This window comes from Govania unica, assembly GCF_027920805.1.
Taxonomy (GTDB): domain Bacteria; phylum Pseudomonadota; class Alphaproteobacteria; order Sphingomonadales; family Govanellaceae; genus Govanella; species Govanella unica.
The window spans coordinates 444,528-460,310 of record NZ_JANWOI010000004.1 but is presented as its reverse complement, the minus strand read 5'-3'; the positions used below and the strand labels follow the sequence as shown (position 1 = coordinate 460,310).

The 15,783-nt window shown below is 60.2% G+C and carries 16 protein-coding genes; 8 read left to right on the top strand and 8 right to left on the bottom strand.

From position 1 onward, the window contains the following. Positions 1 to 236: 236 nt before the first annotated feature. Complete coding sequence (locus tag NYP16_RS12875) at positions 237 to 614, bottom strand: energy transducer TonB (protein ID WP_274944563.1); 378 nt, start codon at positions 612 to 614, stop codon at positions 237 to 239. A gap of 377 nt (positions 615 to 991) precedes the next feature. Continuing rightward, a complete protein-coding gene (maiA, locus tag NYP16_RS12870) occupies positions 992 to 1,633 on the bottom strand; it encodes a maleylacetoacetate isomerase (RefSeq protein WP_346742531.1) in 642 nt (213 codons plus the stop codon). A gap of 184 nt (positions 1,634 to 1,817) precedes the next feature. Here maiA and NYP16_RS12865 point away from each other — a divergent pair, with 184 nt between their 5' ends. Together NYP16_RS12865 and NYP16_RS12860 are read left to right on the top strand one after the other, a co-directional pair. Next, complete coding sequence (locus tag NYP16_RS12865; protein WP_274944561.1) at positions 1,818 to 2,189, top strand: PilZ domain-containing protein; 372 nt, start codon at positions 1,818 to 1,820, stop codon at positions 2,187 to 2,189. A 137-nt stretch (positions 2,190 to 2,326) separates the two neighbouring features. Next, entirely contained in the window at positions 2,327 to 2,728 is a 402-nt protein-coding gene (locus tag NYP16_RS12860) for a DUF3775 domain-containing protein (protein WP_274944560.1), read from the top strand. Positions 2,729 to 2,732: 4 nt separating this feature from the next. On the opposite strand, the gene cls is transcribed toward NYP16_RS12860, so the two are convergent. From cls to NYP16_RS12835, 5 genes are all read right to left on the bottom strand, one after another. After that, positions 2,733 to 4,166 carry a cardiolipin synthase gene (gene cls / locus NYP16_RS12855; RefSeq protein ID WP_274944559.1) on the bottom strand — a complete coding sequence of 478 codons (1,434 nt, stop codon included), beginning with the start codon at positions 4,164 to 4,166 and terminating at the stop codon, positions 2,733 to 2,735. Positions 4,167 to 4,171: 5 nt separating this feature from the next. After that, positions 4,172 to 5,359: an ABC transporter permease gene (locus NYP16_RS12850; RefSeq protein ID WP_274944558.1), complete on the bottom strand. Its 1,188-nt coding sequence runs from the start codon at positions 5,357 to 5,359 to the stop codon at positions 4,172 to 4,174. Further along, positions 5,356 to 6,324, bottom strand: a complete 969-nt coding sequence (locus NYP16_RS12845) for an ABC transporter ATP-binding protein (RefSeq protein WP_274944557.1) — start codon at positions 6,322 to 6,324, stop codon at positions 5,356 to 5,358. The genes NYP16_RS12850 and NYP16_RS12845 overlap by 4 nt, the downstream gene beginning before the upstream one ends. After that, the gene (locus NYP16_RS12840) at positions 6,324 to 7,277 is read right to left on the bottom strand and encodes an HlyD family secretion protein (RefSeq protein ID WP_274944556.1); all 954 of its coding nucleotides are present in this window, start codon (positions 7,275 to 7,277) and stop codon (positions 6,324 to 6,326) included. The genes NYP16_RS12845 and NYP16_RS12840 overlap by 1 nt, the downstream gene beginning before the upstream one ends. A gap of 73 nt (positions 7,278 to 7,350) precedes the next feature. Then, a complete protein-coding gene (locus tag NYP16_RS12835) occupies positions 7,351 to 7,989 on the bottom strand; it encodes a LysE family translocator (protein ID WP_274944555.1) in 639 nt (212 codons plus the stop codon). Positions 7,990 to 8,189: 200 nt separating this feature from the next. Between NYP16_RS12835 and NYP16_RS12830 the strand changes: the two genes are divergently transcribed. From NYP16_RS12830 to NYP16_RS12810, 5 genes are all read left to right on the top strand, one after another. After that, positions 8,190 to 9,593 carry an MmgE/PrpD family protein gene (locus NYP16_RS12830; protein ID WP_274944554.1) on the top strand — a complete coding sequence of 468 codons (1,404 nt, stop codon included), beginning with the start codon at positions 8,190 to 8,192 and terminating at the stop codon, positions 9,591 to 9,593. A gap of 148 nt (positions 9,594 to 9,741) precedes the next feature. Continuing rightward, on the top strand, positions 9,742 to 10,317 hold the full coding sequence (locus NYP16_RS12825) for a PAS domain-containing protein (RefSeq protein WP_274944553.1): 576 nt from the start codon (positions 9,742 to 9,744) through the stop codon (positions 10,315 to 10,317). Between the two features lie 178 nt (positions 10,318 to 10,495). After that, complete coding sequence (locus tag NYP16_RS12820; protein ID WP_274944552.1) at positions 10,496 to 11,632, top strand: GNAT family N-acetyltransferase/peptidase C39 family protein; 1,137 nt, start codon at positions 10,496 to 10,498, stop codon at positions 11,630 to 11,632. Then, complete coding sequence (locus tag NYP16_RS12815) at positions 11,629 to 13,113, top strand: RimK family protein (protein WP_274944551.1); 1,485 nt, start codon at positions 11,629 to 11,631, stop codon at positions 13,111 to 13,113. Before NYP16_RS12820 ends, NYP16_RS12815 begins: the two co-directional genes overlap by 4 nt. 4 nt (positions 13,114 to 13,117) lie before the next feature. After that, complete coding sequence (locus NYP16_RS12810) at positions 13,118 to 13,810, top strand: glutamine amidotransferase (RefSeq protein ID WP_274944550.1); 693 nt, start codon at positions 13,118 to 13,120, stop codon at positions 13,808 to 13,810. Between the two features lie 220 nt (positions 13,811 to 14,030). Here NYP16_RS12810 and NYP16_RS12805 read toward each other — a convergent pair whose 3' ends face one another. Next, on the bottom strand, positions 14,031 to 14,489 hold the full coding sequence (locus tag NYP16_RS12805) for a host attachment protein (protein ID WP_274944549.1): 459 nt from the start codon (positions 14,487 to 14,489) through the stop codon (positions 14,031 to 14,033). A 274-nt stretch (positions 14,490 to 14,763) separates the two neighbouring features. Between NYP16_RS12805 and NYP16_RS12800 the strand changes: the two genes are divergently transcribed. Further along, positions 14,764 to 15,603: an alpha/beta fold hydrolase gene (locus tag NYP16_RS12800; protein WP_274944548.1), complete on the top strand. Its 840-nt coding sequence runs from the start codon at positions 14,764 to 14,766 to the stop codon at positions 15,601 to 15,603. Positions 15,604 to 15,783 lie beyond the last annotated feature (180 nt).

Sequence of the window (15,783 nt, the reverse complement as noted above, 5' to 3'; positions counted from 1 at the left end):
CAGATTGCGGCGGCGCATCAGCTGCCAGACCCCATTTCCAGCTCTGGAACCACGCCGGTCCTTGAAAACTGCCAGCCCAAAAGACCCTTCGATCCCAAGCGCCAACACCGCCACAATAAAAAACTACAGGGACAATGGCAATAAGCCATCGTCCCTGTTGTAAAATTCGCGTCCGATAGCCCCTCTGCCGACAGCTTGCCTGGCAAGAATGGGGCAAGAACGGGCTAAAAGAGGGCTTATTGCAGAACCCAGCTCAGCGGCAGAACGAAGGTCAGGTTGGCATCCGGCAGATCGGCAGGCGGAGCCGGCAGCGGATTGATCCGGTCTTTCATCTTTTCAACTTCGGCGTCCAGAATGGCATTACCGGTCTTTTCGACCATTTCATAGCCGGTGATCTTGCCCGAACGGTCGATGGTCACCCGGACTTTGGCCCGGCCTTCGATTTCCTTCGACATGGCTTCGCGCGGGTAAACCTGCTTTTTGGCAACCAGGCTCACGACGCCTTTTTGCCAGGAGGCCACATCCGCCTGAGCCAGCGACGCAACGCCCGTGGCGACCATGAGACCAAGAACCACGCCCTTCACGGCGCTCCCCTTAAACATTCTGTTCAGCATTACAACTTCCTTCTGCAACATTCCGGCACAGCGGCCATAATCCGATATTCAAGCTCGGCCCCCTTATGGGAGGCCACAACGCGTATTCCCCGTCATCGCTTCTTATTTCCCTGACGCTACGAACTGCCGCTTTTGGCGCAGCATCGCGTGGCAGGCAAAAACGGACCACGCCGCCTTCTTCGCCGTTATGCCGTAAAAGGCGTAAAGGGCGGCTTAAAAAACAAAGTTAATGAGATATGAAATTTGATAAAATTTGAAGCAATAAAGAGCTATATTAGCCAATATTTTTCAATGAGTTGGCAAATAGTTACCGAACCCGCAAAAAAAACGGGAACTCACGCCCGCTTTCTTCCCGCTGCTGTCAATCTCGCTCTCTATCAGACCGCGTCGGGCTGTTCTTCCGGCGCGGCCTTGGCAAAGGCCGGGAGGGCTGTCGCCGCCGCATCGATCGCTACGAGTCGCGGGTAGGGTGTGAGGTCGGTGGCAAAACGGCGGGCGTTGTACATCTGCGGAACCAGGCAGATATCCGCGAGCGTGGGGGTGTCGCCACAGAGGAAGGGCTGAGAATGGCGGGCCGCCTGGGCTTCAAGAGCGGCAAACCCCGTGACCACCCAATGGCGATACCACTGATCAATCGAATCCTGTGTCTGCCCCAACTCGCGCTTGAGATACTGGAGCACCCGCAAATTGTTGAGCGGGTGAATATCGCAGGCAACCATTTCGGCCAAAGCCCGGATTTCGGCGCGCCGAATCGCATCCCCCGGCAACAGACGCGGCTCGGGAATCGTTTCATCGAGATATTCGATAATCGCCAGCGACTGGATCAGAACCGTTCCATCCCCGAGCTTGAGCGCCGGGATCAGACCCTGCGGGTTCACCGCCCGGTAAGCCGGCGTGTGCTGATCACCGCCGTCGCGCGTGAGGTGGATAGCTTCGGGATCATAGGCCAGGCCCTTGAGATTGAGGGCAATCCTGACCCGATAGGCGGCCGAACTCCGCCAATATTCATAAAATGTCACGTGAGACATCATCACCCCTTGCCTGTTGCCGCCCGCTAGATCGGCCTTCTATCACCCGGAGTTTAGTGGATCGCGGACCTTGAATCAATCAGGCCGCCTTCCCCTCAGCTCGGCTTACCTTAAGGGATCGTTAGCCTTCTCGCGAATAAGCTTGTACAGTGGTTGCGGGTATGGAGGTCCGAGTATGATGACAAAACAACCGCCGGAGGTCTGCAACGACCTGCCGGACGAAACAATTGCGGTCAAATCGCAGCGCCGCCGCTTCGCGCGCATCACCGCGATGCAGATCGCGATTGTGGAATGCGGCGAACGCTATTTCACGGTGAATTTGCTGGACCTTTCCTCGAACGGCGCCCGCATCCAGGTGGGGCCGGCCCCCAATCTTGACACGATGACCCATATCATCATCCCGGATATCGGCGGCCGCCTGCGGTGCGAGCGAATCTGGCAGGAGGGCAAGATCGTGGGCCTGCGTTTCCTTGATAAACCTTATGAAGTGGTTCAGAAAATGCCGGCCTCCATGCGCCGCCATATGGTCCCGCTCGCCCTTGACTGAACAGGGCGGCTGAGCGCGGTTTCATATCCGAGCCGCGCCAGCTGTGTTGCTCCTTATATTGCGCCGTTGCGTCCAGCTCTATTCGCGCTACACTTTAGCCGATAGGTAGTTCCCCAAGCGCTGGCAAGGTAAGTGGCATGGCGTCCCTGGACATCATCAACGTCGATCAGGTCGATTACATCATCACCATGGCGCGTGACCTTGAAGAAGGTCTACCGGGTGAGGCCGACGGAGACGAGGAAAGTCATCGCGGCGAAGCGGTCGATCCGGAACTCGTCAAAGAACATGAATATGACACGTCCTATCAGGAGCTGATGGGGTTTCTGAAAACCCTGTCCGAAGACGAACTGGTGGCGCTGGTCGCCCTGTTCTGGATCGGGCGCGCCTCCTATGATCCGGAAGACTTGCCGCTTGCCCTTGACGAAGCGCGTGCAATCGGCGTCGCGCGTATTCCGGACTATCTGCTATCAAGCTCCCTCCTTGCCGAATATCTCGAAGAAGGCATGACGATTCTCGGCATTATCACCGAAGAAACCTGAGCCGTCAGAGATAGGGCGACAGCATGCGCGCCAGCCCGTCGCGCAGTTTTATGGCTAGCGGCCGAGCCCCGAGCCTTTCCAGCGTCAACTGACGAGACCCGGCGATCTTGCGGGCCACCATCAGGTCAAGCTTGCGCACGAAGGCGCCGTCATAGCATTCCATATTGAATTCGAAATTGAGATACAGACTGCGCGGGTCCCAGTTGGCGGAACCGACAAAGGCCCAGCCGTCATCCACGAGAAAAATCTTGCTGTGATCGAAAGGTCCCGGTGATTCCCACACCCGACAGCCGCGGGCGATGAGTTGGGCGATCTGACCATGGGTTGCCCATTCCACAAGACGCAGGTTGCCGCGCTCGGGAATGACAATATGGATGTCGATGCCGCTGATCGCCTTGAGCTTCAAGGCCGCGATCATCACTTCGTCCGGCAGGAAATAGGGGGTGACGATGCGCACCGAGCGCTTGGCCGCCGCAAGCGCCCCCATCAGCACCCATTTCAATTTGTCATAATCTTCGTCCGGGCCACTCGGCACGCCGCGCGCCAACAGGCTTTCGGCGTCTTTGACCGGATGGATTTTCGGAAACCAGTCGTCGCCGCTCAGAAACTCGCCGCTGGAAAATGCCCAGTCCTCAGCAAAGACGGCCATGAACTGCTCGATGACCGGCCCCTCTATCTGGAAATGCAGATCCTGAATGGCCTCGGCCCCGGCGGTCGCCGCGAGGTGACCTGCCCGAATATTCATGCCGCCGGTGAAGCCGATATTACCGTCCAGCACGAGAATTTTACGGTGATTGCGCAGATTGAGATAGCCCATGCGCCAGGGTGCGAGGGACGGCAGAAATTCCTTCACCGTCACCCCCACGGCTTCAAGCGAGCTTAGAATGGTCGGGAAACTATAGCGGCTGCCCATGCCGTCAACGAGCACCCGCACCGCGACGCCGCGTGCGACGGCCCGTCCGAGCGCCGCGACAAAAGCTTGACCGGCCACATCATTGTCAAAAATATAGGTGGCAAACGCGATGCTGGACTGCGCCGCCTCGATGGCCGCAAGCATGGCGGGATAAGCTTCCTCCCCATTCTCCAAAGCCTCCACCCGGTTGCCGCTATGGAGCGGCAGCGCGGTCACATTCGCCACCACATCGGCAAGCCCGCCCGCCGCCGGCAACAGCGCCAACGTCCCGGAACGGAAGCGTTGCGGCGCCCGCGGATGGACTGACTTCGGACGGAGGCGCGTGGCCCGGCGATGAATGCGATTGATGCCAAAGGCGACGTAAAGCATCCCGCCCACTAATGGCGTCAGCCAGACCACGCCAAGCCAGCCGATGGCCGCCCGCTGATTCTGTTTGGTCAAGACGATGTGACAGGACGCGAGGACAGAAACCACAAAAGACAACCCGGCAACAACATAGGGCCAGAACGTGAAGAAACCCGCCATGCCGATCAATCCAATGTACGCCGGTAGCGGATGAGCGCCGCCGCCGAAATAGCCAGAAAAATGAGCGTGAGCGGCCAGATGCTGTCCCATAGCTCCATGAAACTGCTGCCCTTGAGAACGATGCCGCGCACGATCCGGATGTAATGCGTCATCGGCAGCACCGAGCCAATCCATTGCGCCCATTCGGGCATGCCGCGAAACGGAAACATGAAGCCGGACAGCAGGATCGAGGGCAGGAAGGCAAAAAAGGTCATCTGCACCGCTTCAAGCTGGGTCGTGGCCGCAGTCGAGAACAGAAAACCAAGTGCCAGATTGGCGGCGATGAAAATAATCGTCAACAGCGACAGCAGCAGCAGACTGCCCTGAAGCGGCACGCCAAAGATGAAATAGGAAACAGTGAGAATAAAGGCCAGCTGCACATAGCCCACGAACACATAGGGCGTGATCTTGCCAAACATGACCTCAAGCGGTGAGAAGGGCATAACCAGAAGGGTCTCAAGCGTCCCGCGCTCGCGCTCCCGCGTGACGGCGATCGAGGTAATGATCAACATGGTCATGGACAGAATGACCCCGACCAGCCCGGGGACGATATTGTAGCGCGTCTTGTTTTCGGGATTGTAGCGTCGTTGCACCACGAAATCATAAGCCCGCGGCTGTGGCGCGCGCATGGCCAGACTGCCCTCTGTCGAGCTGCCGAGATTGAAGCTGTCGATGCCTGCGGCCGCCGCAAGGGCACTGCCGATGGCGGTCGGGTCGGTGGCGTCGGCTTCGATCAACACTTTGGGGCGGTCGCCGCGCATATAGCGGCGCTCGAAATCCTCGGGGAATATGAATGCGAACTGCACCTCGCCTGCCTGCACCAGCTGATCGGCCACATCGGGCGAACTTGTGTGCCGGGTGAAGCGGTAATAGCCGGTGTTCTCAAGCGCCGTCACGATCGAGCGAACCACCGGCCCGTTATCGGAGGCGACCAGCACCGCCGGCAGATTGCGCGGGTCAGTATTGATGGCAAAGCCGAACAGAAAAAGCTGTATGAGCGGCATGCCCAGCATCATGGCGACGGTCATGCGATCACGCCGCATCTGAACGAATTCCTTGGTGAACATGGCGACGAAGCCATGCCTCGAAATGCCCCATCCGGTGAGCGGCCGTTTGGTCCGAAAAAACCCGACAATCCGCCCCCATGGCGTCATGACGTCACCCCGGCCCGTTTTGCGGCGCGCTGCTCATCGGCCACATGAATGAGTTCGACGAAGACATCCTCGAAGCTCGGGGCCACCGCTTCGACCTCATAGCCCCGCGCCCGATAGGGGGCGAGGGCGTCATCGAGGACAGTCTGCACCCGCGCCGCCACCACCAGCCGACCACCCAGCGCCGCCACCGAAGCAATGCCGGGCAGCGCACGGAGCGCCTGTGCCGCGTCTTCAAGATCGGGACCGGCCAAGGCCGCCGCCTTCAACCGCGACTGCCCGATAATCTCGCGCGGAGTGCCGGTGGTCACCACATTGCCTTCGGCGATATAGGTGATGCTGTGGCAGCGTTCGACTTCATCCATGTAATGGGTGGTGACGAGCACCGTCACGCCGCGCGCGGCGATGCTGTGGATTTCGTTCCAGAAACTGCGCCGTGCCTCGGGATCGACACCGGCCGTCGGTTCATCTAGCAGCAGAAGCTTCGGATCATGGATAAGGCAGGCGGCGAGCGCCAGGCGCTGTTTCCAGCCACCCGACAGATGCCCGGCCATGACATCCCGGCGCGGGGTGAGGTCAAGATCCTTCATCACCGCCGCCACCGCCTTCCGGCGGTCCGGCACCTGATAGGCGCGGGCGACAAAATCGAGATTCTCGGTCACCGTCAGATCGTCGTAATAACTGAAGCGCTGGGTCATATAGCCGATCTGGTTCTTGATCCGCGCCGCGTCGGTGCGAATATCAAGACCGAGACAGCTGCCCTCCCCCCCATCGGGGGTAAGCAGGCCGCAGAGCATGCGAAGGGTCGTGGTCTTGCCGCTGCCGTTCGGGCCAAGAAAGCCATAGATCAGACCGGCCGGGACCTGAATGTCGATATGATCGACCACCGTTTGCGTCCCGAACCGCTTGGTCAGACCGCGCACGTCAACGGCGAGGGGGGCGGAAGGTGGAGAAACAGGCTCCGGCATCAGGATTTGCCCGCCGGCAGGATGACATCCACCGGCAAGCCGGGATGCAGGCCTTCAAGCCGGTCGGGCGTGGCCTCGATCCGGAAAACCAGTTTGTCGCGGCTGTTTTCGCTATAGATGACGGGTGGGGTATATTCGGCGGCGCTGGCAACGAAGCGCACCTTGGCCTTGATCGGTTGGGCGCAGCCGTCGCAGCGAAATTCAACCTCCCGCCCCTGAGCAAAATGCGGCAGATCGGCCTGCGGCACGTAAAATTTGATATAGACATTGCCCACCGGCAATAATGACAGGACCGGGGTCGCCGCCGGGATGAACTCACCGACGCGGAAAAAGCTGTCTTCGACCCGGGCCGCGCGGGCTGCTGTCACCCGCCGTTGATCGAGGTCCCAGGTCGCTTGCCGGAGCACTGCCTCATTGACGTCCACATCGGATTGGGCGGCGAGGATTTCCTGATCGCGGCCGGGCAGCTCCGCCACCGCGATGGACGCCGTCATTTGCTTGACGAGGGCGCGAGCCGTGCGCGCCTCGGATTCGGCATCGTCGAACTGTTGGCGCGAGCTTGCGCCGATTTTCATCAGCTCGGTCTGACGGGCCAGACTGATTTCGGCAAGCCTGAGCCGGGCGTCGGCCTGTTTCTTGCTGGCGCGGACTTCATCAATTTCCACCGGCCGCTTGCCGACCAGAAGATTGGCGAGCCGGGCCTTCGCCTCGGCCAGGGTGGCGGCTGCCTGATCGCGCGCCGCCCGCTCCCGCTGGTCATCGAGCGTGAACAGCAGGGCCCCGGCCTTGACCTCGTCGCCGCGCGCCACCGCAAGCTCCACAAGACGGCCCGAGGCAATGGGCGCGGGCCGGGCATAATCACCTTCCACATATCCGGTATAACTGCCACGCCCCTGATCGCAGGCGCTGAGCAGGAGGGAAGCTCCGAGTAGGCAGAAAAATCCGAACCGCAAATGCCGCTCCCCTCGCCCGGCCAAAATCTATAGAGCCATTATGGGCAAGAAGCCTGCTGACGTCGAGAGCGGCTTAGGCGCGTTGCGCCGTGGTCAGCCAGAGCGCCAGCCCGATGAAAATGCTGCCTGAGACCCGGTTCACCATGCGCGTGCGCGACGGCGTCCCGAGATAACGCGCGGCGCCCTGCCCGCCGGTCACATAAATCATCTGCCACATGCATTCGATGACCATGAAGGTTGCGATCAAAATGGCCAGTTGCGGGCCTTCGGCGGCCTGTTTGTCGAAAAACTGGGGGAACAGCGCGGTAAAAAACAGGAAGGCCTTGGGATTGCTGAGCGAAACCAGAAAGCCGGTGCGGAACAGCCGGAACGGCGACTGGTCAGTGACGAGAGCCGGTACTGTCTCATCGCCTGTGGCCGCGCTGTCGCTGCGGGCCCGCCACAGTTTAAGGCCGAGATAAACAAGATAAGCCGCGCCAGCATATTTGACGGCCGAGAACAAAGCTTCGGACGCTGCGAGCAAGGCCCCGAGGCCGAGCATGGAGGCCAGCATCACCACCATGATGCCGGTCATCAGTCCCGCGCAGGTGACCATGGTGCGGCGGCGGCCGTAGCGCATGCCATGGGTCATGGCCAGCAGCATATTCGGCCCCGGCGTCGCCGACATGAAAAACACGGTGACCAGATACAGCAGCCAGACATTTGCCGACATGAAGCGCTCCGAAATAAATCGATTTCGCGGATGTAACACCCCGCCCGCCAAGTTGCAAGCGGCGGCTCTGCGGGGCCCATAAGCCAATTGACTCCGCCGAGCTGTTGCCGTCATCATGAAGCCAGATGTCTCACGCCTCGTCCGTCCGCGCCGCCCTAATACCGCGTCCGGCGGTTGATTGCAGGTCAAGGACTGACAGAATGGCCCATCCTCCCTCACCTGATACCCCACCTGATGTCGCGCCTGATATCTCGGGGGCCCGCAGCCTGACCGAAGATCTTGCCGTTCTCCTCCATCGCCCTGTGGATGCCGATACCCGCAGGCTTGCGGCCTGGCATCTGACCGACTGGCTGGGCTGCGCCATTGGCGGCCACCGGTCGGAGGTTGCCCTTCTCATCGTCAAGCTGGCGCGGGAAACGCCGCTTGGGCCTATTCATGCGATCGGGGCGGAAAAACGCTCGGCGGATGTGGCCATTCTGCTGAATGCGGCGCTTGGCGGCATTCTTGAACTGGATGACGCCCATCGGAGTTCGATCACGCACCCGGGGGCGATTGTCATTCCCGCCGCCCTCGCTGCCGCCGAAATCGCCAACGCCACGCCCGCCGCCCTCCTGGATGGCATAACTCGCGGCTATGAGGCCACCATCCGCATTGGCACCGCCCTTGGGCGCGAGCATTACCGTTATTGGCACAATACCGTGACTGCGGGCGTGTTCGGCGCGGCGGCAGCGGCCGGGAGCCTGTTCGGGCTGGATGAGGCGGCTCTGGTTTCCGCCCTTGGCAACGCGGGCAGCACGGCGGGCGGGCTTTGGCAAATGCATAACGAGCCGGTCATGACGAAGCACTGGCATTATGCCCAGGCCGCTCTCAATGGCCTGCGCACAGCACTTCTGGCCGCGCGCGGCTTCACCGGGCCGCGCTTTGTGCTTGATGGGCCGCAGGGGCTGTTTGCCGCGACCGCGCCCCATGCCGATACCGCCAGCATCACCGAAGCAAAATCCTACTGGCTGATGCGCGACGTCAGTTTCAAACCCTGGGCGGCCAGCCGCCATGTGCACCCGGCCATCGACGCCAGTTTGCATCTGCGCAGTCAGCTCGGTGCGGCCGACCTCAAGCCGGACAAGATTGCCCGGGTCACCGTCGCCACCTATAGCGAGGCCCTTGGTTTTTCCAACATTCCGCAGCCGCTCAGCATCCATGACGCCAAATTCAGCTTGCAGCATGGAGTCGCCATCGCCCTCCTGCGCGGCAGCCCGAAACTGAGCGATTTCGAATCGTCCGCGGTTCATGCGCCGGAGGTCGCCCGGCTGCGCACGCTCATAGAACTGCGGGAAGACCCGAGCCACAGCAGCCGCTTTCCCGGTCATTTCGGCGCGACCCTCGACATCGAAATGGTCGATGGTCGCCATTTCACTCAGACTGTGAAAGACGTCAAGGGCGACCCCGAACGCCCCATTACCATCGCCGAGCTGGTCGACAAGGCCGAGCAATTGATGGTCTGGAGCGGCGTGCTGGATCAGCGGAAGGCGCGGCGGCTTATCGAAACCGCCCTATATCTTCCTGAATCCCCCAGTCTGCATAGCCTCCTTAAACAAATCCCGTAATTTATTCAGTCTTTGCAGATAATTCATTAATTTATAGAATGATAATAATATATTTTCCATTATGGTAAAATCTGACTGCATTTGGTAGGCGTTTCGTGTATCCAACTACCGAATTGAGACCACAAACGCTCAAAATGGGATGCCGTGCATGCAGATAGCCGCCGACAAGACCCGCGCCTATTACAGCCAATCGCCGAGTAATTTTGTTCGTCACCTGAATATTGGTGAATATCCGATGTTTTTCAGCGTCGACGTGCGCCCGACCAGCAGCCTCGGGTCGGCGATCAATCAGGAATTTTTCACCTATTGGTCTGAACTTGCCGCAGCGGCCGGCGGGACACCCGACCGTAAAAGCTTCGATCCATCCGTGGCGCGCCGGTCACTGCCCTATATCTCCCTGATCGAGAAGACCGGCGATGATTATCGCATCCGCCTGACCGGCACCGAAACCGACCGCGTCCTGGGCTTTGTCGGCCGGGGCCGCCTGCTGTCGGACCTGCCACCGGTGTTTGCGCAAAAATGGCGGCCGATCTTTCACCATGTGATCGAACATAACCAACCGTTCCTCTATCACAACCGGATCAGCCGGCCCGAGTTCAAACCGGTAGAAAAAGAAGTCATCTGCGTTCCCTTTGTGCAGCCTGCAACGCCAGAGGCGGAGGCTGGTGACAGTTGCGCGCCGACCCTGATCATGAGTTGCTTTGATATCTGCCTGTTCGATTGAGCGGCAAACTTATCTCTGGAAAAAGTGGCGAATCGTTCTAGACTTTCCTGATCGGTCGAAATCTTATCCCTGATAAGCAGACGGGCTTGACCAAAAAGCGAACATCGCAAAAGGGCTGGTTGTCACTCATGACCTTTCCCTGCTCTCCACGGACCGCTCCTCCGCCGGGAGCCGTCATGTGAACAAACGCCCCTCCGCCCTCACCATCCGCAAGGCGCGCACAAGCGACATCGATGCCCTGATCGCCATCGAGGATCAGGTGTTTCCCACCGATCGCATTTCCCGCCGCAGCCTCAAACGCCTGATCAGCCGCAAGACGGCAAGCTTTCTCGTGGCTGAAGACCAGGGCGAGCGGCTTGGCTATGCGCTGGTGCTTTATCGGACGGGCACGGCGCTGGCCCGGCTTTATTCCATTGCCGTTGCCGACCACGGGCAGGGCAAGGGCATCGGGCATCGCCTGCTTGAGGCTGCCGAGGCTTATGCTTTTGACCATGGCTGTATTTTCCTTCGGCTTGAAGTGCGTGCCGATAATGCGCCCGCCGTTGCGCTTTATCAGCATGGGGGCTATCGGCAGTTCGGCATTTATGCGGATTATTATGCCGATCACGCGAGCGCGCTCAGGTTTGAAAAGCGACTGGCCGGGACCACGCCGCCGCGCGGCAAACAGCCGCCCTATTATCGTCAGAGCACGGATTTCACCTGCGGACCGGCCTGCATGATCATGGCCATGCGCTGGTTCAAGAAACGCCCGCCCCAAGGCAGCAAATATGACCGCCGCTTTGAATTGAAGCTGTGGCGCGAGGCCACCACCATTTTCATGACCTCGGGCGTCGGCGGCTGCGAACCCTTCGGCATGAGCGTGGCGCTTTTGAAATATGGCGTGCAAGCGGACATCTGGTCCTCACGCAAGGGGCTGTTCTTCCTTGAGGGCCTCCGCAACAAGGAACGCCGCGACGTCATGAATGTGGTGCAGGAGGATTTCCGCGCCCAGGCCATGGACGGCGGCATCCCCCTGCATCCGAAGGGGCTGGACCGCAAGACGCTGCATCTGCTGCTGGAGCAGGGCGGGCTCGCGATCGTGCTGATCAACGGCTATGAAATGTTTCGCGATGATGAACCGCACTGGGTGCTGGTGCATGCGTCGGACGATCATCATGTCTATATTCATGACCCCTGGGTTGAAGATGAGGATCTTGAGACCGCCGACGCGGCCTCGGGATTGCCTATCCCCTGGGCCGCGTTTCAGCGCATGATACGGGTGGGGCGGGACCGCCGGATGGCGGCAATCGCACTGAAGGGAGGCAACAGCCGATGACCCAATGGGTGATCCTCGTCGAAAACCCCAAGGATTTTCCAAATGCGGAAACGCCTCATAAGGTGATCACCACCCGCGATTATCTCAGCCGCGCGCAGTTGTTCGCAGGGGCCCGGCCCAATCTCATCAATCTCGCCCGCAGCTATAACTATCAGAGCGAAGGCTATTACTGTTCATTGTTGGCGGAAGCGCGTGGCCAGCGCATCCTGCCCTCGGCCGAAAGCATGCTGGAGCTGGGCGGGCGTCTGCTTTATGCCCATGCCTTGCCGGATCTTGAGGACGTGCTGAACAAATGCGCCCATCGCCTGGATCATCCGCCGACCGAGGCCTTTGATCTGCTGATTTGTTTCAATGCGGCAAACTTGCCGGACTATGATCGCCTGGCCCGGGAAATTTTCGACTGGTTCCGCTATCCCATCATCGAGGTGTCCATCGAAGTTGCAAGCGGCAGCGCGGACGGTGAGCCGGCGTTGCTCAAGATCAAACGCATCCGGGCGCGCACCATCGACAAACTCGAAGATGATGAAATCACATTCCTCCATGACTCCCTGCGCAACCATACCAAACGCGAATGGCGATCGCCGAAGCAGAAAACGCCTGCCGACTGGTCGCTTGCGGTGCTTTATGACCCGAAGGAAGATTTGCCGCCGTCCAGTTTCGATACTCTGAAACGCTTTGCCCGCGTGGCGGCGAAGATGAATATCGATGTGGAGCCGATCACCAAGAAAGACATGAACCGGCTAGTCGAATTCGATGCGCTGTTTATTCGCGAAACCACCTCGATCAACAATCATACCTATCAATTCGCGCGTCGTGCCGCTCAGGAAGGCATGCCGGTCATTGACGATCCGGTGTCCATGATCCGCTGCACCAACAAGATTTATCTGAACGAGCTTCTGAGCGCCAACGACGTCGCCACGCCGAAAACCATGATGATCACCCATCCGAAGGATATCGAGCAGGCGGTCGAGTTTCTGGGCCTGCCCATGGTGGTGAAAATTCCCGATGGATCGTTCAGCCGCGGCGTGCATAAGGCCGATAGCCTGGCCAAACTGCGCAAGCTGATCGACCAGATGTTCGAGGATACCGATCTCATCCTGGCGCAGGAGTTCATGCCGACGGAACTTGACTGGCGCGTCGGCGTGCTGGGCGGCGAACCGTTGTTTGCCTGCCAGTATTTCATGGCCAAAAAACATTGGCAGATCATTCAGCACAAACCGGACGGCAGCGCTATCGCCGGTGGCTTCAAGACCTTTGCCGTTGAGGACACGCCGCCCCATATCATCGACATCGGATTGCGGGCGGCCAATCTGATCGGCAGCGGGCTTTACGGAGTCGATATCAAGGAAAACGGCGGCGGTGCCTATGTCATCGAGGTCAATGACAATCCGAACCTTGACCATGGCGTCGAGGATGCGGCCTTGAAGGATGAACTGTGGGCGCGTCTTGTACGCTGGTTTGTGACCCGGTTGGAGCAATAGTCTTATGAATAAGCGGGCTGTCGCCATTCGTCATGTGGCGTTTGAGGATCTGGGGTTGCTTGGGCCGGTGCTGGCCGGGCTCAATTACGATATCGATATTCTCGATGCCGGTGTGGATGATCTTACGCTCGCGCGGGATGCCGATCTGTTGATCGTGCTCGGCGGGCCCATCGGGGCTTATGAAGACGATCTCTATCCGTTCCTCCATGACGAACTGGATCTGATCGACGTCCGGCTGCGCCATCCGCAGCCGACGCTTGGCATATGCCTTGGCGCGCAACTGATCGCGCGCGCCGCCGGGGCCCGTGTTTATCCCGGCCGCGAAAAAGAAATCGGCTGGGCCCCGGTTGAGCTCAGCGATGACGGCGCAGGGTCGCCGCTCGCTGCCATCGCCGATCTGTCGGTGCTGCATTGGCATGGCGATGTCTTTGATCTGCCGGACGAGGCGGTGCGTCTCGCGTCGACCGCGATCACGCGCAATCAGGCGTTCGCCATTGACACTCATGTGCTCGGCCTGCAATTCCATCTGGAAGTGCCGGGCGCCGATTTTGAAAGATGGCTCATCGGCCATGCGGTCGAGATCGCCAAAACAGAAAGCCTGAGCGTGCACGAGCTCAGGACCGACAGCGCCCATCATGCGCCCCGGCTGGCGGAAGCGGCGCAGCAGGTGTTTGCGGGTTGGCTCGCCGGATTGTAAAGCAATCTGTCGGCGCACTGGCACGTGAGAATTCGCTTGACATTTGCCCGCAAATGTTCTACTTTTGTTTCCATCGTCGGGGGATGAAATCAAAAGGAGGAGGTCTTGGGGTGGCTTACGCTCAGCATGACCGAAAGTGCATTCGGGAGCACATGGGGACAGGCTCATGCCCTCCCTCAATGTCACGGCTCCAGACTTTCCGGCTGTCTGAGCGCCGATTTTACATCACGCCATCAAGATGCGCCGGAAGCTCGTGGGGCGGCACGTGGGTGAGGTCCTTGTTGATTTCGGCGGCGACCAGGGATTTCAGTCCGTTCGGCAGTTCCGCGCGGATATCGCCGAGAGCCTGGGGCGGGGCGACGATGACCAGACGTCCGAACGCGCCCTTCTGGCGCTCGCCTTCAAGCGCGGCGATGATTTCGCGGGCGAAGCGACGCTTTTCATAGCGATGGGGGTCGGTGGGATTTTCCATGCTGTGCCGACTTTGACCGAAGCCGTCGCGGGCGCGGCCCAGCCGGTCGGTGCCTAGTTCGTGGGACGGCAGGGGATTGCCTATGAATTCATGATCCATGGCCGAGGTAAAGTCCCGCTTTCGGCCGTTCACGGCGGACCCGTTCGTCTTCAACACACGGGCTCTTTGCCCGTCCGCGATCAATACCCAGGTGACCGGCTTTTGCATGATACTCTCCCGATGCTCAGGCTATTGCCTTGATAATTGAGATTCGAAAACAGCACCCTGTACAGCCCCCCAGACTCTCTGCAAACCGTGAGACTCTCTCCAATCCGTGAGTCTAATGCGTTTTGATCGCGCTGAACAGCCGCCCCCTGTTCAATTCGGTGTTCCCTGCGGCAGGTCGCGAGCCCTGCTCATTCCCCTTATGTTGGGGAAGATGGCGTCCCTGAAGCCAACCCCTTATAACAAGGACAGACTCCCTTCTATGGATAGCGTCCCCATGACCCGAGCAGAGCCCGCCACCCCCGAAATTGGCTTTCTGTCTCTGCCCGCCGCGTCGGGGCATGACGGGCTGACTATCGAATATCTCCGTTTTGGCCAAGCTGAGGCCAAAGATATGGATAAGGGAGATGATGCCTCCCCGGTCATCGTCCTCCTGCATGAGGGGCTGGGCTCGGTCTCCCAATGGGGTGGATTCACGGCCGCGCTCGCCGCCCGGACCGGCCTCGCCGTCTTTGCCTATTCACGGCCGGGCTATGGCAGCTCGGGCCCTGTCGCGGGGGACTATGCCCCGGACTATATGAGCAGCGAGGCCACCCAGATCCTGCCCGCCGTGCTGGCCGCCGCCCGGATCGACCGCCCGGTGCTGTTCGGCCATAGCGACGGGGCGACCGTCGCCCTTTTATATGCCGCCGCCTTTCCCGACCGCGCGCGGGCCGTCATCGTCGAGGCGCCCCATGTCTTTGTGGAGGACATCTCGGTCAAGGCCATCGCCCGGATCGGCGCGGCGGCGCGGGAGACGGCGCTGATCGAACGCCTCGGCCGCCATCATGACGATCCGGAGGGGGTGTTCTGGCGCTGGAACCGCATCTGGCTCAGCCCCGCCTTCCGGCCCTGGGACATCACGGCGGAGCTTTGCAGCCTCCGCGCCCCGCTGTTGCTTATCCAGGGGGAAGATGATGAGTATGGCACCCTGGCGCAGATCGACGCCATCGCCGCGTCGGTTGCCGGGCCGGTGACCCGGCTCATGCTGCCCGATTGCGGACATAGCCCCCACCGCGACCAGCCAAGCGCCGTGCTCGCCGCGAGTGCGGCGTTTCTCGGGTCTGACAAAACATAAAGGCAGCCGCAGCCTGCAGGCTTGCGGCAACCTGTCCGAGACGACAGTCCTCCGCCGACCGGGCGCTGGCTCCGACCGGTTGCAAGACCAATCCGTGAAAAGAATCCGGCCGCGTTGACCGATTCAACAGAAAGCAGCCGGGATTTCCTCCGGCATCCCTCCGTTGCCGCGGCAACCACC